Source organism: Actinacidiphila paucisporea (assembly GCF_900142575.1).
Lineage (GTDB): Bacteria > Actinomycetota > Actinomycetes > Streptomycetales > Streptomycetaceae > Actinacidiphila > Actinacidiphila paucisporea.
Map to the genome: position 1 here is coordinate 76,095 of NZ_FRBI01000004.1, position 19,447 is coordinate 95,541.

Annotated in this window: 18 protein-coding genes; 6 read left to right on the plus strand and 12 right to left on the minus strand. The window is 72.7% G+C overall.

Features of this window, described 5'->3' with window-relative positions:
- Nucleotides 1-39: 39 nt before the first annotated feature.
- The 4 genes from BUE44_RS08315 to BUE44_RS37815 form a co-directional block, all read right to left on the minus strand.
- The gene (locus BUE44_RS08315) at nt 40-1,125 is read right to left on the minus strand and encodes an S-(hydroxymethyl)mycothiol dehydrogenase (protein WP_073495606.1); all 1,086 of its coding nucleotides are present in this window, start codon (nt 1,123-1,125) and stop codon (nt 40-42) included.
- Between the two features lie 145 nt (nt 1,126-1,270).
- A complete protein-coding gene (locus BUE44_RS08320; RefSeq protein ID WP_073495609.1) occupies nt 1,271-1,999 on the minus strand; it encodes a chaplin in 729 nt (242 codons plus the stop codon).
- A gap of 176 nt (nt 2,000-2,175) precedes the next feature.
- The gene (locus BUE44_RS08325) at nt 2,176-2,382 is read right to left on the minus strand and encodes a DUF5133 domain-containing protein (RefSeq protein WP_073495611.1); all 207 of its coding nucleotides are present in this window, start codon (nt 2,380-2,382) and stop codon (nt 2,176-2,178) included.
- A gap of 257 nt (nt 2,383-2,639) precedes the next feature.
- On the minus strand, nt 2,640-2,813 hold the full coding sequence (locus BUE44_RS37815; protein ID WP_200804370.1) for a hypothetical protein: 174 nt from the start codon (nt 2,811-2,813) through the stop codon (nt 2,640-2,642).
- 397 nt (nt 2,814-3,210) lie between these two features.
- Between BUE44_RS37815 and BUE44_RS08330 the strand changes: the two genes are divergently transcribed.
- Nucleotides 3,211-4,461: an MFS transporter gene (locus tag BUE44_RS08330; RefSeq protein ID WP_322939730.1), complete on the plus strand. Its 1,251-nt coding sequence runs from the start codon at nt 3,211-3,213 to the stop codon at nt 4,459-4,461.
- A 48-nt stretch (nt 4,462-4,509) separates the two neighbouring features.
- Here BUE44_RS08330 and BUE44_RS08335 read toward each other — a convergent pair whose 3' ends face one another.
- Nucleotides 4,510-4,914, minus strand: a complete 405-nt coding sequence (locus tag BUE44_RS08335; protein WP_073495614.1) for a YchJ family protein — start codon at nt 4,912-4,914, stop codon at nt 4,510-4,512.
- A gap of 117 nt (nt 4,915-5,031) precedes the next feature.
- Here BUE44_RS08335 and BUE44_RS08340 point away from each other — a divergent pair, with 117 nt between their 5' ends.
- Nucleotides 5,032-5,415 (plus strand): hypothetical protein, encoded by a 384-nt coding sequence (locus BUE44_RS08340; RefSeq protein ID WP_073495617.1) that lies wholly within the window; start codon nt 5,032-5,034, stop codon nt 5,413-5,415.
- 213 nt (nt 5,416-5,628) lie between these two features.
- Here the strand turns inward: BUE44_RS08340 and BUE44_RS08345 are convergent, their stop codons facing one another.
- Nucleotides 5,629-7,176, minus strand: coding sequence for an ATP-dependent DNA ligase (locus tag BUE44_RS08345; protein WP_073495621.1), 1,548 nt, complete (start codon nt 7,174-7,176; stop codon nt 5,629-5,631).
- Nucleotides 7,177-7,266: 90 nt separating this feature from the next.
- Between BUE44_RS08345 and BUE44_RS08350 the strand changes: the two genes are divergently transcribed.
- From BUE44_RS08350 to BUE44_RS08360, 3 genes are all read left to right on the plus strand, one after another.
- A complete protein-coding gene (locus tag BUE44_RS08350) occupies nt 7,267-7,890 on the plus strand; it encodes an alpha-ketoglutarate-dependent dioxygenase AlkB (protein WP_073495624.1) in 624 nt (207 codons plus the stop codon).
- 326 nt (nt 7,891-8,216) lie between these two features.
- Nucleotides 8,217-8,708: a DUF5709 domain-containing protein gene (locus BUE44_RS08355; protein WP_073495627.1), complete on the plus strand. Its 492-nt coding sequence runs from the start codon at nt 8,217-8,219 to the stop codon at nt 8,706-8,708.
- A 79-nt stretch (nt 8,709-8,787) separates the two neighbouring features.
- A complete protein-coding gene (locus BUE44_RS08360; protein ID WP_073495632.1) occupies nt 8,788-9,348 on the plus strand; it encodes a hypothetical protein in 561 nt (186 codons plus the stop codon).
- Nucleotides 9,349-9,455: 107 nt separating this feature from the next.
- Here BUE44_RS08360 and BUE44_RS08365 read toward each other — a convergent pair whose 3' ends face one another.
- On the minus strand, nt 9,456-9,671 hold the full coding sequence (locus tag BUE44_RS08365; RefSeq protein ID WP_073495635.1) for a hypothetical protein: 216 nt from the start codon (nt 9,669-9,671) through the stop codon (nt 9,456-9,458).
- A gap of 211 nt (nt 9,672-9,882) precedes the next feature.
- On the opposite strand from BUE44_RS08365, the gene BUE44_RS08370 reads away from it, so the two are divergent.
- Nucleotides 9,883-10,647: a class I SAM-dependent methyltransferase gene (locus BUE44_RS08370; RefSeq protein ID WP_073496165.1), complete on the plus strand. Its 765-nt coding sequence runs from the start codon at nt 9,883-9,885 to the stop codon at nt 10,645-10,647.
- 97 nt (nt 10,648-10,744) lie between these two features.
- Here the strand turns inward: BUE44_RS08370 and BUE44_RS08375 are convergent, their stop codons facing one another.
- The 5 genes from BUE44_RS08375 to BUE44_RS08395 all read right to left on the minus strand — a co-directional run bounded on the left by BUE44_RS08375 (nt 10,745) and on the right by BUE44_RS08395 (nt 19,260).
- A complete protein-coding gene (locus tag BUE44_RS08375; RefSeq protein WP_407640011.1) occupies nt 10,745-13,378 on the minus strand; it encodes a discoidin domain-containing protein in 2,634 nt (877 codons plus the stop codon).
- Nucleotides 13,379-13,811: 433 nt separating this feature from the next.
- Entirely contained in the window at nt 13,812-14,507 is a 696-nt protein-coding gene (locus BUE44_RS08380) for a maleylpyruvate isomerase family mycothiol-dependent enzyme (RefSeq protein WP_073495638.1), read from the minus strand.
- A gap of 184 nt (nt 14,508-14,691) precedes the next feature.
- Nucleotides 14,692-16,626: an alkaline phosphatase family protein gene (locus BUE44_RS08385; protein ID WP_073495641.1), complete on the minus strand. Its 1,935-nt coding sequence runs from the start codon at nt 16,624-16,626 to the stop codon at nt 14,692-14,694.
- Between the two features lie 184 nt (nt 16,627-16,810).
- Complete coding sequence (gene efeB, locus BUE44_RS08390; RefSeq protein WP_073495644.1) at nt 16,811-18,064, minus strand: iron uptake transporter deferrochelatase/peroxidase subunit; 1,254 nt, start codon at nt 18,062-18,064, stop codon at nt 16,811-16,813.
- Entirely contained in the window at nt 18,061-19,260 is a 1,200-nt protein-coding gene (locus tag BUE44_RS08395; protein WP_079189585.1) for an EfeM/EfeO family lipoprotein, read from the minus strand. Before BUE44_RS08395 ends, efeB begins: the two co-directional genes overlap by 4 nt.
- Nucleotides 19,261-19,447 lie beyond the last annotated feature (187 nt).

Genomic DNA, 19,447 nt, shown 5'->3' on the forward strand with positions numbered 1-19,447 from the left:
GGCCTGCCGCGCCCGGGCCCTTCCCCGCCGCCGCGGGCCCTACATCACCACGACGGACCGCAGGACGTCACCGGCCTGCATCCGCGTGAAGGCGTCCTCGATCTCGTCCAGCGCGATGGTCTCGCTGACGAACGCCCCCAGGTCCAGGCGCCCCTGCAGGTGCAGGTCGATCAGCATCGGGAAGTCGCGCGACGGCAGGCAGTCGCCGTACCAGGACGACTTGAGCGCGCCGCCGCGGCCGAAGACGTCGAGCAGCGGGAGCTCCAGCCGCATCTCCGGGGTGGGCACCCCGACCAGGACGACGGTGCCGGCCAGATCCCGGGCGTAGAAGGCCTGCTCGTACGTCTCCGGGCGGCCGACCGCCTCGATCACCACGTCGGCGCCGTGCCCGCCGGTCAGCTCGCGGATCGCCTCGACGGGGTCCTGGACCCGGGAGTTGACGGTGTGGGTGGCGCCCAGCGCCGAGGCGGCGGCGAGCTTGCGGTCGTCCAGGTCCACCGCGATGATCCGGGCGGCACCGGCCAGCCGCGCCCCGGCGACCGCCGCATTGCCCACCCCTCCGCAGCCGATCACCGCGACCGAGTCGCCGCGGCCGACCGCGCCGGTGTTGACCGCGGCCCCGATACCGGCCATCACCCCGCAGCCGAGCAGCCCGGCCACCGACGGCGACACCGAAGGGTCGACCTTGGTGCACTGCCCGGCCGCCACCAGGGTCTTCTCGGCGAAGGCGCCGATGCCCAGGGCGGGGGACAGGGCGGTGCCCGCGGCCGTGGTCATCTTCTGCCGGGCATTGTGGGTGTCGAAGCAGTACCAGGGCCGCCCGCGCCGACATGCCCGGCACCGGCCGCACACCGCACGCCAGTTGAGGATCACGAAGTCGCCGGGCGCCACGTCGGTGACGCCCTCCCCGACCTCCTCGACCAGGCCCGCGGCCTCGTGCCCGAGCAGATACGGGAAGTCGTCGCCGATACCGCCCTGCCGGTAGTGCAGATCGGTGTGGCAGACCCCGCACGCCTGGACCCGCACCACCGCCTCGCCGGGGCCGGGATCAGGCACCGTCACCGTCTCGATCCGCACCCGCTCGCCCTTGCCGGGTGCGACCACCCCGCGGACTTCCTGTGCCATGGCTGAGCCCTCCTTCGCCGACGTCCACCGCCGACCATAGGGGGCGGGAGCGGGCCCGCGGCAGTATGCGGCGGAGTCCGACCGGGGGGTGGCGCGGCCGGCGCCCAAGCGCCGCCCGGCTACCCGCCCGCGGCCGGGCCCCCGGTCAGCGGCGGCCCGCCGCCCTGGCCCGGCGGTAGAGCACCGTGCCGCCGAGCAGCATCGCCAGGCTGCCCGCGGCCGCCGTGCCCACGCCGTCGGCCCCGGTGTGGGCCAGCGCCGGGGCTTCGGGCGTCGCCTCGGCGGGCGAGACCTGCTCGGGCCCGGGCGGCGCGGGGATCGGGGTGTGCGCCGGCGGGGGCGGCGGGGTCTCGCCGTTCACCGCCGTGTTGCCGCTGGACGGATTGCCGACACCGATCACGCTCACCCCGTTGCCCGACACGTTCAGCGGCAGGTCGAGCGGCAGCCGCAGCCCGTTGCCCGCCAGCACACCACCCGAGTCACGCGTGTCGCCCGCGGCGAGCGCACCGCCGCCCGAGCGGCTGCCCGCCGTACCCGAGGCCGCCGGCTCGTCGGCCGCGGAGCCCGCGCGGCGGGCGGGGCGGGCCGAACCATTCCTGCCGGGCGCCGCGTGCGAGGCCGCCGACGACCCCGACGACGCGTTCGCACACACATTGCCCGACACCGCGTTCAGCAGGCCGACCACACTGATCGTATTTCCACACACATTCACCGGCACATGCACGGGGACCTGCACCGAATTGCCCGACAGGACTCCCGGCGAACCCGCGGCATCCCCTTCGGCGGCCGCATCGGCCTGTGCATATCCCGCGGAGGCCAGTACCCCGCCGGCGACCATCGCGGAGACAAGTCCCTTTCGGGTGAGCCTGTTCATACGATTCCTGCCTTCCGGACATCAACACGGGCCGTATGCCCGCACCGTGACAACGTCGCAGAGGGGAAATCAGGTCATGCCGGCGGATGATTTCATCCCAACGGGTTTATTTTCGCCACCCGATTCTTACAGCCCGATATTCATATCGGGCAGTGCGGGGAAGACATGGCGATCCGTCAGGCGGCCGCCGCATCCTCGCCGTCGAGACGGGACCGGGCCGCCGCCAGCGCCGCGGTGATCTCCCTGGTGCCGGTCGTCACGCACAACGTGTAGGCGGTGTCCCGCAGTTGCTGCGCGACGCGCGGGTCCGTGCTCTCGGTGCCGGAAAGCGCCTCGTAGCGCTCCACCAGGTTCCGCAGGACCGTCGGGTGGGCCATCAGCATCGTCGTACTCCTCGGTGATCGGTGAAGTCGCCCCCCGTATGCCCGCTCCCCGAGGCGCGCATGCGCGATGGACCCGCGATGTCGCGCAGGTCTCATTCGGCCCGCCCGCCCGCCGCGGCGCCCAACTGCCGCCGCACGGCAGCGGGCCGGGCGGGGGCACCCGGATGGATGTCCCCCGCCCGGCCCGCGAAAGCCTGGCGCTTTTCGCCGATGGAGCGATGAGCCGACAAGTCGACAGCGGCTGTGACCACTACCGCCTAGTCGATACTGCGCAGGATGTGCGTCTCGCTCAGATCGTCCTCATACCCCGCGAGCCGGATCGGGGCGCACCGGGACCAGGTGTCCAGGGGACCCTCGTCGTCCATGAGCGCCGCGGACTCGCCGCTGTGCTCCGCCGCTGTCTCTTTGCGCTTGAGCTGATCTCGTGACACCGCGCACTCCTTAGCGTCGCGTCGACCGGATGCGCCCTACGCGGCCTTGGCCCTGCGTCGGACGCCCGGCTGGATTCCAGAATTCGGGCGGTGCGGACGCGGTGGCGCCTTGCGGTAGCCGGAATCGTGGCCGAGGTGGCGACTCGCTCCGGGACGGGTCCAGGGGGCCGGTACATCCCCCGGGACCTGCTCGTCCCGCACAGCTTATTCCTGTCCACCCCGCCGCCACCAGCCGGTTTTGCCTTCTGTTCAGCTCCGGGGCGCCGCCCGTACAGCCGGCCGGGGGCCGACCCGGCCGCCGCAGCACTGGGCACGGTTGCTACCGTCTCCCGTGCTCAAGAGCGAGAAGTACCGTAAAAACCGGACTGGGCCATCCGGGTCTGCGATACCCGTCCCGGTGCCTTCCGGGCGCAAGAACCGGCTGCTCGCGGACATCGGCCCGCTGCGCGACCACGCCGACTTCCGCCGGCTGTGGTTCGGCAACACCGTGTCCTACATCGGCCAGCAGATGACGGCGATGGCCGTCGCGCTCCAGGTCTACGCGATCACCGGCTCCAGCTTCTACGTCGGCCTTGTCGGCCTGTGCTCGCTGGTGCCGCTGGTCGTCTTCGGGCTCTACGGCGGCGCCGTCGCCGACGCCGTGGACCGCCGCAGGCTCGGCCTGGTGACCTCCACCGGCCTGACGGTCCTGTCCGCGGTGCTCGCCGCCGTGGCCGTACTCCACGTGCGGTCGGTCGCGGTGTTCTACGCGATCGTCGCCCTCCAGGCGGTCTGCTTCGCCATGAACTCCCCGGCCCGCTCCTCCATGATCCCCAGGCTGCTGCCCCCCGAGCAGCTGCCCGCGGCCAACGCGCTCGCCTCGCTGGCCGGCGGCGTCGGCCAGATGGCCGGACCCATGCTCGGCGGTGTCTTCGTCGGCCTGTGGGGCTACCAGGCCGCCTACCTGATCGACGCCGCCGCCTTCACCGCCTCCCTCTACGCGATGTGGCGGCTGCCCGCGATGCTGCCCGGCGACGGTGACGGAGCCGTCCGCCGCCGCCCCTCGGTCGTCGAGGGCCTGCGCTACCTCGCCGCCCGGCCCAACCTGCGCACCACCTTCGTCTCCGACCTCGCGGCCATGGTGCTGGCCCAGCCACGCGTCCTCTTCCCGGCGGTCGCCGGCCTGTGGTTCGGCGGCGACACCCGGACGGTGGGCCTGCTGGCCGCCGCGCCCGCGGTGGGCGCCCTGCTCGGCAGCGTCTTCTCCGGCTGGTACGGCCGGGTCCGCCGCCAGGGCTTCGCCGTGCTGGCCGCGGTGGCCTCCTGGGGCGCCGCGGTCGCCGTCTTCGGCGTGACCCGCAACCTCTGGCTCGGCCTGTGCTTCCTCGCCCTCGCCGGGTGCGCCGACACCGTCAGCATGGTCTTCCGCAACACCATGCTCCAGTCCGCCGCCCCCGACGACATGCGCGGCCGCCTCCAGGGCGTCTTCCTCGTCGTGGTCGTCGGCGGCCCGCGGCTCGGCGACTTCCTCGCCGGCAGCACCGCCGACCTCTTCACCCCGGCCACCGCCGTCGTCGGCGGCGGCCTCGCGTGCATCGCCGCGGTCACGCTGATCGCGCTGTTCCAGCGCGGCTTCCTCTCCTACGACTCCCGGCGCCCGGTCGCCTGAGCCGCCGCGGCCCTTACCGCCGGGTCCAGGTCCGTCTCCCCCCCGCGGTCACCGCCCCGGGCGCCCGGCCTCGCCGACGTAGACCCACGCGCCGCCCTCCCGCACGAAGCGGCTGTCCTCGTGCTGCTCGCCCGCCGCACGGCCGCTGCGGTAGTGCGCCCGGAATTCCACCGTCCCCTCCGAGTGGAAGGCGCTGCCGCCCGTACCGCCGAGGATCTCCAGGCCGGTCCAGCGCACCTCCCGGTCCAGGGCCAGCTCCGGCGGCCTGGTCGAGGAGTGCCAGCTGCGCAGCAGATAGCCGGCGTCGCCGACGGCGAAGGCGCTGTAGCGCGACCGCATCAGCTGCTCGGCCGTCGCGGCGGCGGTACGACCCGCGTGCAGCGCACCGCAGCAGTCGGCGTACGCGGTGGCCAGGCCGCAGGGGCAGGGGGCGGGCTTGCGTGCGGCGGACATGCTCCGATTGTCGCGGACGATCGCTGCGCCATTCGCAGCAGCGGGTGTTTCGTCCGCGCGTGAACGGAAATCCGCTGAGCGGGACAGCGGCAACCCGCGCGACGGAAGGAACCCCCCTTGAGTACGGCACCCCAGCAGCCCGCAGAACCCTCGGCCCAGGTCACCGTCACCCTCGACAGCTGCGCCAAGGAGGACGCCAGGACCGTGCTCGACGCGCTCCACAGCAGCTTCGCGGGCGACCGCGCCGCCGAGGACGCGCCGGGCGAGGCGTCCGGCGGCGGCCCCGCCGTCTGGACCGCCACCTTCGACGTGTCCCGCACCCTCGCCGAGCCGGGCACCCCCGCCCGGCTGGACGACCCCGTCACCCTCACCGCCCAGGGCGGCTACCACGCGGTCGACCGCCTCCGCGAAACCCTCGCCAAATCCTTCGACGTCACCGTCCTCGGCACCGCCTCCGGCGACCAGGAACAGGAAGTGACCTTCCGCCTGACCAACCGCTGACCCCTCCGCACCCAGCCCCTCACGCCCCCGAGGGACACCCCCGGGGGCGCGGGGAACTGCGCGCCCAGCCGCGACGCGGCGGCAGGCAGGCAACGCACCGGAAGGGGCACTCACCCAGGGGCGCGGGGAACTGCGCGACCAGCTACGACGGTGGGAAGAAGGCGGCGTCACCGCAAGCAGCAGCCGGCCCCCCCGCTCCGGCGGAGCCGATATTCAGGACGGTGGCGCGTGCGCCGCACGCACCGCGGCGACCGTGTCGGCCTCGGCCGGCCCCTTGTCCGGGCGGTAGCGGACGACGCGGGCGAAGCGGAGGGTGAGCCCGGCCGGGTAGCGGGGCGAGGTCTGGATCCCGTCGTAGGCGATCTCGACGACGAGTTCGGGGCGGACGGTCACGACGTGGCCGTCGTCGTGCACCGCGAGGTCGAGGAGGCGTTCCGTCTGCCAGGAGAGCACCGCGTCGGTGAGGCCCTTGAAGGTCTTGCCGAGCATGACCAGGGACCCGTCCTCGCCCCGCGCCCCCAGGTGCAGGTTGGACAGCTTGCCGGTGCGCCGCCCGTGCCCCCACTCCGCGGCGAGGACCACGAGGTCCAGCGTGTGGACGGGCTTGACCTTGACCCAGGAGGCCCCGCGGCGCCCGGCCGCGTAAGGACCGTCGTCGGCCTTGACGACGACCCCCTCGTGCCCGCGCTCCAGCGTGGCCGCCATGAAGTCCTCGGCGGCACGCAGCGCCGCGGGGTCCGCGGGGTCGGCGACGACGGCCCGCCGTACCCGGGCCTGCTCGGGGACGAGCGCGTCGAGCGCCGCGTGGCGCTCGGCGTACGGCAGGTCGAGCAGGTCGCGGTCGTCCGCGTAGAGCACGTCGAAGAAGACCGCGCGCACCGGCATGGCGCGGGCGGCCGCCGCGACGTCGACCCGGGAGCCGACGCGGCCGGCGGTCTCCTGGAAGGGCCGCGGCCGCCCGTCGGCGCCGAAGGCCAGCACCTCCCCGTCGAGGACGAACCGCCGGCCGAGCAGGCCGCGTACGGTCGCGACGATCTCCGGCAGGCGGTCGGTGACGTCGTCGAGCGTGCGGGTGAACAGCCGTACGTCGTCGCCGTCGCGGTGGGCCTGGACGCGGATACCGTCGAGCTTCTCCTCGACCGCGCAGAGCCCGCCGGCCTTGGAGACGGCTTCCGGCAGGGACTTGGCGGAGGCCGCGAGCATCGGCAGCAGCGGCCGGCCCACGGCGAGCCGGAAGCCGGCGAGCGCGACGGGCCCGCGGGCGAGCAGCGCCTGCGCGACCGGTTCGAGCGCGCCGGCCAGCATGACCGCCCGCCGCACGTCGGCGGGCGACGCCCCGGTGGCCGCCGCCAGGCCCTCCGCCGCGGCGGCGTCGAGCGCGCCCTGCCTGACCTCGCCGGTGATCAGGCCGATCAGATACTCCTGCTCGGTGGCGGTGGCCGCGCCGAGCAGGTCCTGGAGCAGGCCGCGCCGCCCGGCCTGCGCGCCCTGGCCGGATACGGCGGCGACCGCGGTGAGCGCCGCGTCCACCTCGGCGACGGTCAGCGACTCGACGGGCGCGGGCGCCGCGCGGTCCCGGAGCGCGGCCCAGCCGACGCCGAGCCGGCCCTGCGGGAGCCGGCCGGCGAGGTAGGCGATGGCGATGGGGGCGTCCTGCGGCCCGACGTCACGGAAGAAGTCGGCGAGCAGTTCGGTCTTGCGGGACCGGGACGCTGTGCCGGCGACCTCCCGCGAGACCCGGGCGACCTCGGCGAAGAGCATGTCTCCATCGTGCGACGGCCCGGGGCGAAGTGCGCGGGTTCACTCGAATAGGTAATCGAAATGGTGTGCGAATCTGGTTATGGTGGAGGCATGACCCACCAGCAGACGTCACTCTTCGCCACCGGCGCACCGGCTCTCGGCAGCCTGGACCGGGCGCGGCGCACCGCGCTCGGGCACGGCGCGTGGATCGACGTGCTGCCCGGCTGGCTGAGCGGTGCCGACGACCTCTTCGCCGAGCTGGCCGACCGGGTGCCGTGGCGCGAGGAGCGCCGCGCCATGTATGACAACGTGGTGGCGGTGCCGCGCCTGCTCGCGCACTACGGCGCGGGCGAGGAGTTGCCCGACCCGGTGCTCACCGAGGCCCGCGACCGGCTGAGCGGGCACTATGCGGCCGAGCTGGGCGAGCCCTTCGTCAGCGCGGGCCTGTGCTTCTACCGCGACGGCCGGGACAGCGTCGCCTGGCACGGCGACCGATTCGGACGCGGTGCCACGCACGACACGATGGTCGCGATCCTCTCGCTCGGCGAGCCCCGGCCGCTGCTGCTGCGCCCGCGCGGCGGCGGCGCCCCGGCCACCAGGGTGCCGCTGGGCCACGGCGACCTGATCGTGATGGGCGGTAGTTGCCAGCGCACCTGGGACCACGCGATACCCAAGACCCGGTCGGCGGTCGGCGGCCGGATCAGCGTGCAGTTCCGCCCCCGCGGCGTGGCCTGAGCCCCGCCGCGGGCCACCGGGTGGCGGGCCGGTTCCGCCCGTGTCGGGCGCACGGGAGGTGTCCGCAGGCGCGGGACGCGGGTGGGCGCGCATGATGGAGGGGGGCCCTCCCGGGTATCCGCCGGGCGGTGTTCCCGGCCGGTTTCCGCCGCTGACGGGCGGGCAGGCGGGTGGACGAGCCGGCGCGGCGGCGCAGGCGTAGCACCCCGAGCAGGAAGGACGTGGTGATCCGTGCGAACCGCATCCCTCTCAGCGCGCCCAGTCATCGTCCCGCGGGCGGTGGCCGGGGCGCCCCTCCGGCCGCCGGGTGAAGCAGGTGCGGCACTATGACCGAGCGGATCGACGGCACCATGGGTGACGACGTGTACCAGCCGGACAAGGACAGCGAGATCCTGGAGGACGCCGGGCCGCTGGAGGTTGAGGACACCCTGGAGGACCGTGGGTTCCCGCAGGTGTTCGACGAGGGGTATTCCCCTCCCGACCGGCCCCTCGCGGTGGACGAGATCGGTACGACGGCGGCCGAGCAGCGGTCGGGCGAGAGCCTTGACGAGCGGTTGCCGCGCGAGCGCCCCGACGTCCAGCCCGATCTGGACGACGGCCTGGGCGATGCGAGCGACACCGACGGCGAGCTGGTCGACCCGGAGGCGGGCGAGATGCGCTCCGGCCGGCTGGTCGCCCCCGACGAGGGGGTGCACGAGCGCCGGGACGGCATGGTCGGCGAGGACGTCGGCATCGACGGCGGCGCGGCGTCGGCGGAGGAGGCGGCCGTCCATGTCGTGGAGGACGCGGAGTGGCCGGTGGAGGACGACGAGGAGTGACCGCGGGATCGGCGGCCCGGTGGTGAGCCCCCGGGCCGTGCGTGCGGAGGCGACGCAGCGAAGGCGAGGAGTCGGTGGCATGAGCGAACTGATGAGGCCCCAGGACACGGCCGGTGTTCCCGCCGGTCACGAACGCATCAGCGGGCCGGCGAACGTCCGCAACGAGGCGGAGTTCTTCGACGCCCGCGCCCGCGCGGACGAGGAGGCCGTCGAGGAGGCCCGCGTCCACCACGAGGGCCTGGCGGCCCGGGTGGTGGCGTCGGGCGAGAGCGTGCACGAGCTGCTGGAGCGGCTGCGGCGCCGTACGATCCCGAACCGCGCCGAGCTGCGGCTGCTGGCCGACGCGTTCGCCAAGCACAACGAGGCCACCGAGGTCACCGCCCGGCGGGCGCTGGAGCGCCACCCCGGGGCGGTCGAGGCCGTGCAGGAGGACCGCGCCGAGGGCGAACGACTGCTCCAGATGCTGTCCTACCTGATAGCCGGCGAGCTGCCGGAAACCACCTACGGCCTGACGGTGAGCGGCACGTTGGCCGCCATCGACCAGTACGTCGGCCACGAGCGGCGCGACCTGGTCCCGGCGATCGACCGCGAGCTGTCCCCTATCGAAAACGCCCGCCTGGCACGGTCCTTCCCGGCCTGAGCCCCGCCCTCGCGGCGCCGCCCATCCCTGTTGGGTCGGCGCCGCGAGGCCTGCCTCAGAGCGCACGGCCCTGGCGGGCTCACCAGGCGGCCTGCCGCAGCGGCACCTCACAGTCCGATGAACTGGTAATCCGTCGCGATCCGCCCGTCCGGGCCGAGGAGCAGGACCTGGAGGCCGCCGCCCTGGGGCTCGGCGCCGGAGAGCGGGGCCCACACTCCAACTGAACCTGACCAGGTCGTGCAGCCGCTGGACGTTGCCGCGGACGCGGAATTCCACACCGCGATATAGCGGCCGGCGAACGTGTCGAGATCGATGTCGGCCATCGGAACCACCTCGCTGAGAAGCCGTCGTGTGTCGTCGCGACCCCGACTGTGCCGCGCCCGGCCGAACCGGACAATTCCCGCCCGGGAATGACCGGTCGGGGGCAGCCCCACGCCGGTGTGCACCGCGAGCTGAGCCCGGCCGGGTCGGCCCCGCGGCGCCGGCGGTGAAATGAACTGGCTCCGGGCGCGGGCTCGCGGCGATGATGTGATCATGACGCATGCATTCGACGACCTGGTGGCCGAGGCGGACTCGGCGCCCGTGGAGGGCTGGGACTTCTCCTGGCTCGACGGGCGGGCCACCGAGCAGCGCCCCTCCTGGGGGTATCAGCGGCTGATGGGGGAGCGGCTGGCGCGTGCCACGGCCGCGCTGGACATCCAGACCGGTGGCGGCGAGGTGCTCGCCGGGGTGCCGCGGCTGCCGCCGCTGATGGCCGCGACCGAGTCCTGGCCGCCGAATCTGGCCAAGGCCACCGCGCTGCTGCACCCGCTCGGGGCCGTCGTGGTCGCCGACACCGACGAGCCGCCGCTGCCCTTCGCCGACGCGGCCTTCGACCTGGTCGTCAGCCGGCACCCGGTCACCGTGTGGTGGCACGAGATCGCCCGGGTGCTGCGGCCCGGCGGCACGTACTTCTCCCAGCAGGTCGGCCCGGCCAGCGGTGTCGAGCTGGTCGAGTTCTTCCTCGGCCCGCAGCCCGGCGCGCGCGGCGGCCCGCGCCACCCGGACCGGGCCAGGGACGGCGTGCGGTCGGCCGGGCTGGAACTGGTCCAGCTGCACCCCGAGACGCTGCGGATGGAATTCCACGACATCGGCGCGGTCGTCTACTTCCTGCGCAAGGTGATCTGGATGGTGCCCGACTTCACCGTCGACCGCTACCGGGACCGGCTGCGCGAGCTGCACGAGCGCATCACGGCCGAGGGCCCGTTCGTCACCCGCTCCACCCGGATGCTGGTCGAGGCCCGCAAACCGGCGGTGTGACGGGGACGCGCGACGGAGGAGGGCCGCCGCCCTGGGACAGGGCGGCGGCCCTCCGGATCACCGTGTCGGATCGGCCGTCAGTCTCCCGGCCAGCCGTTTACGGGTACGACGTCACCGTCGAGGGCGTCGTGCCGGTGCCGGACGTTCCCGGGCCGGTGTTGTTGATGACATGGGCGTATTGGCCCATCCCGCCGAGCGAGACCACCAGGAGGTCGTGGAATTTGACCCCCGCCGTGGTCGGCGCCTCGAACCCGTGGTCCTGGATGATCGTCGGGTCCGCGGTGTAGTTGCAGTAGCTGCCAAGGCCCCAGCCCTCGTGCGTGGTGACGTTGTCGTCCACCTTGTACGCGGCGAAGCCCCGGACGCTGCCGTTCTGAACCGCAGCCTGGTTGGGGGCGTCGTACGCCTTCTCGTTCTGGAAGAAGATCGTCCTGCCGTTCTGGCCGTGCCACTCCACGTCGTACTTCTTGAAGTGCTCCACGAACAGACCGGTGGCCAGCACGTTGTTGCCGTTGACCTTCAGGCCGATGTCGGCCGGGTTGACCGTCCAGCCCGTCGGGGCGCTGCCGTGGTCGGCCCGCCAGATCCAGGTGTGGTCGATGATCACGTCGTTGCTGTTGATCTCGAACGCGGTCTGCGCCTGCGCCGGACGGGCGCCGCCGACCCGGACGAAGACGTCCTGGACGGTGGTCGGGTTGGCCGCGTGGCTCGCGGTCGAACCCTGCGCGCCCACCTGGAGCAGCTGCGGCGAGTTGCCCGCACCCGCGTCGATCAGGAAGCCGGCCAGCCGGACGCCGTCGACGTCCGAGACCTTCACCGCGTCGACCCCGTTGTCCGGGACGATCGTGGCGTAACCGAGCCCGAGCACCACGGTGTTGGCGCGGGTCACGTTGATCGGCTGGTCCACGTGGTAGATGCCCGGCGTGAAGACCAGGTTGAGGCCCTGGGCCAGCGCCGCGTTGATGGTCGCCGCGGACACGCCCGGCTTCGCCACGTAGAACTGGCTCAGCGGGATGGACGTCCCCGGGGTGTTCGGCCACGACACGCCACTGGCGTTGGTGCGCAGGTTCGGCACGAACACCGCGTAGTTGCCGCTGCCGTCCAGGTACATGTACGGCTTCTCGCGCGACTCCGGGGTGGTGTTCAGCGTCGTGTAGACCGGGTTCGGGAAGCCCTGCGCCGGAGCGCCCTGGACACCCGAGAACACCATGTTCCACACGCCGTTGGTCCAGCCCTGGATGGAGCTGTCGCGGGTGTACCACTGCTGCTGCGAGTACGGGCCCACCGTGCCGTCGATCTTGCTGTCGGCGATGTAGCCGCCGGAGGCCCAGCCGTAGCTGGCGGGTGCCAGGTTCAGGCCGCCCTCGACGTGGATACGGCGGAAGGGCGCCGCCTGCGCGACGGCCCAGCGGTCGGTGCCGCTGACCGGCTTGATGGCCAGGTTCTCGGCCGAACGCCAGAAGTTCTGGGTGGCGTTGCCGTTGAACCAGCCCGCGTCCACGGTGATGTCACCGTTGATCTGGACGTCGTCGGGGTTCTTGCCCAGGCCCGAGACCGAGGTGTAGAAGCCGACCTGGTCGTTGAGCCCGTTGTAGGTGCCCGGCTTGAAGAACACCTGGTAGCGGGCGTCGCCGAACTGGTTGCTCTCCTGCTGCTGGAAGATCGTGTCCAGCTGGCCCTGGATGTTCGGCGTCGAGGGGTCGAAGACCTTGACGTTGGGGCCGAGGTCGCCGCCGCCCTGGATCGGGCCACCGGGGTCGGTGGGCGGCGGGGTGGTCGTGCCGCCGCCGCCACCGGCGGTGCCGAAGACCTGGAACTCCCACAGCGAGTAGCCGTAGCCGGTCGCGCGGGTGGTCCCGTACAGCCGGACGTAGCGGCCGGAGCCGGTGACGGCGAGCGTCTGCACGCCGCCGGTGCCGGTGGTGGTGGAGTAGACGTCGGTCCAGTTGGTGCCGTCAGCCGACGTCTGGATCTTGAAGGCCTTGCCGTACGCGGACTCCCAGTTCAGCGTCACCGAGCTGATGGTGTCCGTGGCGCCGAGGTCGACCTGCAGCCACTGCGGGTCGGCCGCCGCGCTGGACCAGCGGGTGCCGGTGTTGCCGTCGACGGCCGCGGACGCCGGGGTGCCGGCGTTCTCGGTCGATGAGGCGGTGGCGGTCTTGCCCTGCGAGAGCAGGGTGCCCCCGGCCGGCGGGGTGGTGCTGCCCGTGGAGCCGAAGACCTGGAACTCCCACAGCGAGTAGCCGTAGCCGGTCGCGCGGGCCGTCCCGTACATCCGGACATAACGCCCGGAACCGTTTACGGCGAGCGTCTGCACGCCGCCGGTGCCGGTCGTGGTGGAGTAGACGTCGGTCCAGTTGGTGCCGTCCGCGGACGTCTGGATCTTGAAGGCCTTGCCGTACGCGGACTCCCAGTTGAGGGTGACGGACGAGATCGTGTCCGTGGCGCCGAGGTCGACCTGCAGCCACTGCGGGTCGGTCGCCGCGCTGGACCAGCGGGTGCCGGTGTTGCCGTCCACCGCCGCGGACGCCGGGGTGCCGGCGTTCTCGGTCGATGAGGCGGTGGCAGTCTTGCCCTGCGACAGCAGGGTGTCGGCGGCATGCGCGGAGCGCATGGGCACGAAGAGCAGCAGCGAGGCGATCAGCGCAGTGATGACCGCCGCGGCCGTCTTGCGCCGGTTCGACAACACCGAGGTTCTCAGTGCGGTCGTACCGGTGGGGGGAGCGAGCATGGGCAACTCTCCTGGTTCCACGGGTGGGGGAGCAGTGGGGTGCGCGTCCGGCCGTCCCGCGGCCGGACGTGGAAAACAGGTGCCGTTCACATCCAGGGGAGCGCTCTCCCGGCGGAAACCCGGTAGAAATGAGAGCGCTCTCCCGGCACACACGGTGATGTTTCTCCCTGTGTTTCATCCATGTCAAGAGTTGTGCACAAAGCCGGGGCGGCGAAAAGGTGAAGCCTCCTCAAGTCCGGCATATAGCCCGTAACTTGCGACAGGGCTTGAACTTGGGGCGGTGACCAGCGCGTATCGCTCTGGGTGTTCGGAATCCGGCCCGACCGTCACCCTTGCCGCACCTCGGTCGGGCAAGGGGCGGTGGCCGAAGGGGCCGTGACGCGCCTTCAGTTCGTGAACGCGGAAGGGACGGGTCCTCTTCTGCTGGGGGGCGTCAGGCGACCAGCGGTCCTGCCAGCACCGAGGAGGCAGCCTCGCGGTCGCCCTTCCACACCAGGCCGGCGCCGTCGGCCGACCGCCGGCCCCAGAGCGTCAGCAGCAGTTCCGCGGCCGTCCCGGTGACCCCGGCGGCCGGCGTACCGGGACCGTACGTCCAGGAACTGCCGGTGTCGGTCGCCTCGAACAGCACCGCGCAGGCCGGCGCGGCCGCCCTGCCGACCGCGATCTGCCGGGGCGCGAAGGTGTCGAGGACCTCGGCGATCCCGTCGGCGGCCAGCTCCGGGTCCATGGGGTCGGGGACGGCTCCCAGCGCGTGCTGGGCGTCCCAGCGGTGCACCAGGGTCTCCAGGCAGCGCCGCCGCTGCCAGAAGCCCACCGTGTGCGGCGGGTGGAAGGTCCAGGCGGGCGCGGCCGGATCGGCGTCGAGCGCGGCGAGCAGGTCCGCCGTCCGCCGGTCGAACCAGCGCAGCAGCGCCGCGCGGTCCCGCGGCGCAGCGGGGGAGCGGTGCCCCGGATGGCGGCCCGTGATCGCCGTGGCGGCCCGCCGGTGGCCGGCGCCCAGATGCGACGCGAGGTCGTAGAGTGTCCAGCTGCCGCAGTGCTCGACCCGCGCGGCCAGGTCGCCGAGCAGCGCGCCGCGGAAGGCGTCGGTCTCGCGGCGCAGTGCGGGGAGATATCCGGCGGTTTCCATGCATCGACCCTAAACCCGGCGATTCCCACCGGCCTGCTGCGACGCGGCCCGCGCGACACGCCCGGTTTCCCGGTACGGTCGCGCGAAGGCCGCCCCGGCGGGTGCCGGGGCGGCCTCGGGGAACCGGCGTCAGGGTGCCGGTTCAGCCGTGCGCGAGTCGCGGGCGTGCTGGTGCTACGGGGTGTCAGGCGGCGGTGGCGCCGGCCTGGCGGCGGTTCCTGCGCGCGTAGGCGAGCGCGCCGCCGCCGACCAGCAGGACGCCGGCCGTGATGCCCAGCGGCAGGACCGGCGAGGAGCCGCCGGTCTCGGCCAGGGTCTGGGTGGAGGCGTCGTTGCCGGCGCCGCCGGACGTGGAGCCGTGGCCGCCGGTGGAACCGCCGTTCCCGTTGCCACCGCCGTGGCCGCCGGTGGAGCCGCCGTTGCCGTGGGTGTCGATCGGCTTGACCGACTTCACGGAGCCGTCGGTGTTCAGCAGCACCTGCTTGTTGTTCGGGTGCTTGAAGTCGAAGGCGCCGTTCAGCGAGTTGGCGCGGCTGTCGAAGGCCGCGTCACCGATGCGGCCGGTGCTCCAGTTGTCCTCGATGAACTTGGTGATCGAGGTCTGCTCGGTGCGGGTGTGGTCGACGGAGTTGACCTTGCTGTAGGGCGAGACGACCAGCAGCGGCTGCCGCGTACCCGGGCCGCAGCGGTCGGCGTAGCCGCCGGCCGACGCCGGACCCGCCTGGCAGGCCGGGCTGTCGACGGCCTTGCCGTTGGAGCCGACCGTGGCGTCCTTCGAGCCGTTCTGCGGCGTGGCGTACGCGTGGTCGTACCAGCCGTCGGAGTCGTCGTAGGAGATGACGACCGCCGTGTCCTTCCACTCCGGCGACTGCTGGAGCTGGTTGATCTCCTTGATCAGGAAGTTCTGCTCGTCGATCGGGTCCGAGTACGCGCCGTGGCCGTCCTGGAACTCCGCCGCCTTCAGGAAGCTGACGGCCGGCAGGTTGCCCGCCTTGAGCGCCGAGTCGAAGTCCGTCAGGTCGTAGTTGTGGTTCGCCTGGCCGTCGTGGCCGATCTCGGCGGTGTTCTCCGGCGCCAGGTGGTGCGGGTTCGACGTCGACTTGTAGTACTGGAACGGCGAGTGGTGCGGGCTGTAGTCCACCGAGGCGGCGCCGCCGACGTTGGTGTGGGTGCTCGCCTGGCAGTTGGCATAGTCACCCGCCTTGCCGTCCCACGCGGTGGAGGGACGGAAGCCGCCCTGGAACCAGCCCCATGTCACGCCCTGCTTGTTGAGCAGGTCGCCGACGTTCTTGCCCTGCATCACGGCCAGCGCGTTGCTGCCGGTGTGGCTGGCGTCCGAGCAGTCGTCGAAGGCCGGGTCGGGGTCGTTGATGACCGTGCCGACACCCTTGGCGTCCGGCGAGAGCACCGTGTACTTGTCCGGCGTCGCGGTCTGCGTGGGGTTCTCGGTGCCGGACTTGGGGTCGACCGAGATCACCCCGTGCGTCTGGCCGGAGACCAGGTTGAGCGCGCCGGGGGTGGAGGGGCCGTACGTGGTGCTGTACGAGTTGTCGCCGAGCGAGTAGTGCTGGGCGTAGTTCCACAGCCCCGTGACGGTGTTGCCGTCGTAGTAGTCCATCACCAGGCCGGGCTCGCCGAACAGGCCGCCGGAGCAGGTGCTGGTCTCGGTGTTCTGCACGTACTGGTCGGCCTTGCCGCCGTTGGCGGCGTACTGCTCGGCGCCGTAGTTGTGGTTCTGGTCGCAGGTCACGGCCTGGCTCGGGCCGAGCCGCTTGGGTGCGTACTGGTTCGGGTTCTTCTTGAGCAGGCCCGCGTGGCTGAGGGTGTCGATGTTCTTCGGCGTGTTCTTGGCCGCGGTGAACTTCGTGCCGTCGGTGTTGGCCGCGACCGGGTAGCTGCCGAAGTAGTGGTCGAACGAGATGTTCTCGTCGAAGATGACCACCAGGTGCTTGATCGGCGTGGCGGTCTTGCCGCCGCCGTGGTTGTTCGAGTCGGCGTAGGCAGGGGCCGTGCCGCCCGCCAGTACGAGTGCCGCTGCTCCGGCGAACGCACCCAAGCGCGCCGCGCGCCTGCGCGAGCCCGCCCTTCCTGCCCTGCTCGTACCGCCTGTGGTGCTCATGCTTTCTCAGCCTCCGCTAAGTGGCGTTTTACGCGTGCCGCTGTGGATTCGTGCGCGTTGTCGAACGCGATCGTCCGGGCGGTCTGCGACATGACAAAGGCCCGGTGGTGGCGCGGGGGTGAACAGCGGGTCAGTAAATCCAGGGCAAGTCTTGACCCCCTCTTTGCCCCCGTCGGGCGCCGCCTCAGGCGAGCAGGGTCCGCCCCAGCCAGTCGGCGCGGTCGCGCACCCCAGGCAGAGCGTAGAAGTACCCGCCACCGAAAGGTGAGACGTAGTCCACCAGGGGTTCACCCGCGAGTCGCCGCTGCACCGCGGCGAACTGCCGCTCCAGGTCCTGCTGGTAGCAGACGAAGATCAGCCCCATGTCGAGGTTGCCGTTGCCGTCCATGCCGCGGTCGTAGTTGTAGGCCCGGCGCAGCAGGCGGGAGTCGTCGGTCTTCGCGGTCCGCGGGTTGGCCAGCCGGATGTGGCTGTCCAGCGGGATGATGTCGCCGGTCGGGTCCTCGGCGAACTTCGGCACGTCGAACTCGCGCGAGCCGTCGAGCGGCGCGCCGGTGTCCCTGCTGCGGCCGAACATCCGCTCCTGCTCGGTCAGGGAGACGCGGTCCCAGAACTCCACCAGCATCCGGATCAGCCGCACCACCTGGTACGAACCGCCCGCCGTCCAGGCCGGTTCGGCCCCGGCGCCGACCCACACCACCTCGTCGGCGACCGCCGGGTCGGTGACGTCAGGATTGGCCGTGCCGTCCTTGAAGCCCAGGTGGTTGCGCGGGGTGCCGCTGGGCCGCGGCGGGCTGCTGAAGCCGTCCATCCGCCAGCGCGCCTGCATCCCGCCGCGCGTGTTGCGGGCGATGTCGCGCAGCGCGTGCAGCACGGTGTCCGGGTGCGGCGCGCTCAGCTGCAGGCTCAGATCGCCGTGGCACCAGGCCTCGTCCAGGTCGTCGTCGGCGAAGGCCGGCATCCGCGAGAGCCGCAGCGGCCTGCGGTCGGTGAGGCCGAACCGCCGGTCGAAGAGCGACGCGCCCACCCCCGCCGTCACCGTCAGCCCGTCGCCCGGCAGTCGCGGGCCCAGCGTGCCGCTGTCCGACGGCGAGTCGGTGATGCCCAGCGGGGCGGGCGTGCCGCCCGCGGTCAGGAAGCGCGCCCGGTCGGTGACGGTGTGCAGCAGTTCGGTCAGCTCCCGCCGGTCCGCCGCCGTGACGTCGAACGACAGGAAGGCGGTGGACAGCTGGACGTTCTCCACGATGCCGGCCTGGTGCGACCCGTGGAAGCCCGCGCCGCGCCCGGCGGGAGCGGCCGACGGCGTGGCCGCCGACGCGGTGGAGCCGGCCAGGGCGGTGGCACCGCCGGCGACCGCGCCCACCGCCCCCACGCCCAGTGCCGCGCCGCGCAGGAAACCGCGCCTGCGCAGGTCGCCGCTGCCGCGGGTGTCGGTCATGCCGTCCTCCGTACTTCGAAGATCGCCGCCACCGGGGCGAGTTGTTCGAGCAGATCGCCGAAGTCGGCGTTGACCTGCTGGCGCTGGGCGTGGGTGAGCTTGTCGACCGACGTCCACACCCCGCCGTGCCGCAGGGCGTCCAGCGTCGCCTGCGTACGGACGAGCGCCGCGTCGAGCTTCGCGATACCGGCGTCGCGGGGCTCCAGCAGGGGGCGCAACTCGTCGAGGATCGCCCGGGTGCCGTCCAGGTTCGCGCGGGCGGTGGCCAGACTCGTCCCGCTGCCGTAGTCGGTGCGGGCGGTCAGCTCGAACTGCTCGGTGTCCTCGACGATCTCGTGGGCGCGCAGGCCCATCGCCGCCGGGTCCATCCGCTGATCCGGCCAGCCGCCGAGCAGGTCGTGCACCGCGCCGTCCAGCGCGGTGGCCGGGCCGCGCAGCGAGGCCGCCGACCGGCCGTGCCACAGCCCGTACTCGATCCGGTGGAAACCGGTGAAGTGCGGGTCGTCGACCGCGCCGGGCGTACGGGCCGCGATCCCGTTGATGGCCGCGTCGGCGTCACCGAAGGTGTCGTAGGCCGCGCCCATCCGCTCGTAGACCAGGTGCGCGGGCAGCCAGTCCCGGCGGGCGGCGGCCAGGTCGCCGCGGTCGATGTCGGCCTTCAGCCTGCCGGTGTCCGCGGCGAGTTCGGCGATCCGCTGCCCCACCCACTTCTGGTAGGCCAGCGTCGGCGGGATCAGGTCGTGCTGGTCGACCGGCGCGGCGGCCGGCCCCTGCGGCTGCTTCCCGGCCACCACGACGGTCGGCCCGGTCACCGCGTCCGCGTCGTTCTGCAGGCACTTGAACGCGTAGCTGCCGCTGCCCAGTCGCACGGTCATCGGCCGGGTGGTGCCGGGCGCCAGGCCCTCCACCTCGCCGTAGACCTTGCCGGTGCGCGGGTCGGTCAGGTCGACCTCGGCGGCCGCGCCCGACGTGTTGTGCAGATCGAAGACCTGCGTTCCGCTCCGCGGCCGGCTCCAGCCCTGCCCGCACGTACCGGTCGAGACGTCGATCGCGGTGTGCCGCAGCCCGTCGGCGGGTGCCTGCGCCTTCGCTGCTGCGTGCTCTCCGCCGCCGCCCGACCCGGCGACCAGCACCGTGGCGGTGACCGCCGCGGCGACGGCGACCACCGCGGCGGTGGCCTGCCACCTGCGGGTCATGCGCGTCCCGGAGGGCGGGGGCGGGAACGGCGGCACTATGCCGTCAGGTTCGGCGGACACACCGGACCTCCAGTTTCGGTGCAGTGGATCGGGGTGCCGCTCATGCTAAGCACCACCTGACCGCACCGTGCGCTTGGCGATCGGCGGGAAACCACAATTCCGCGCCAGTTCACCCGCCGGCCACCTG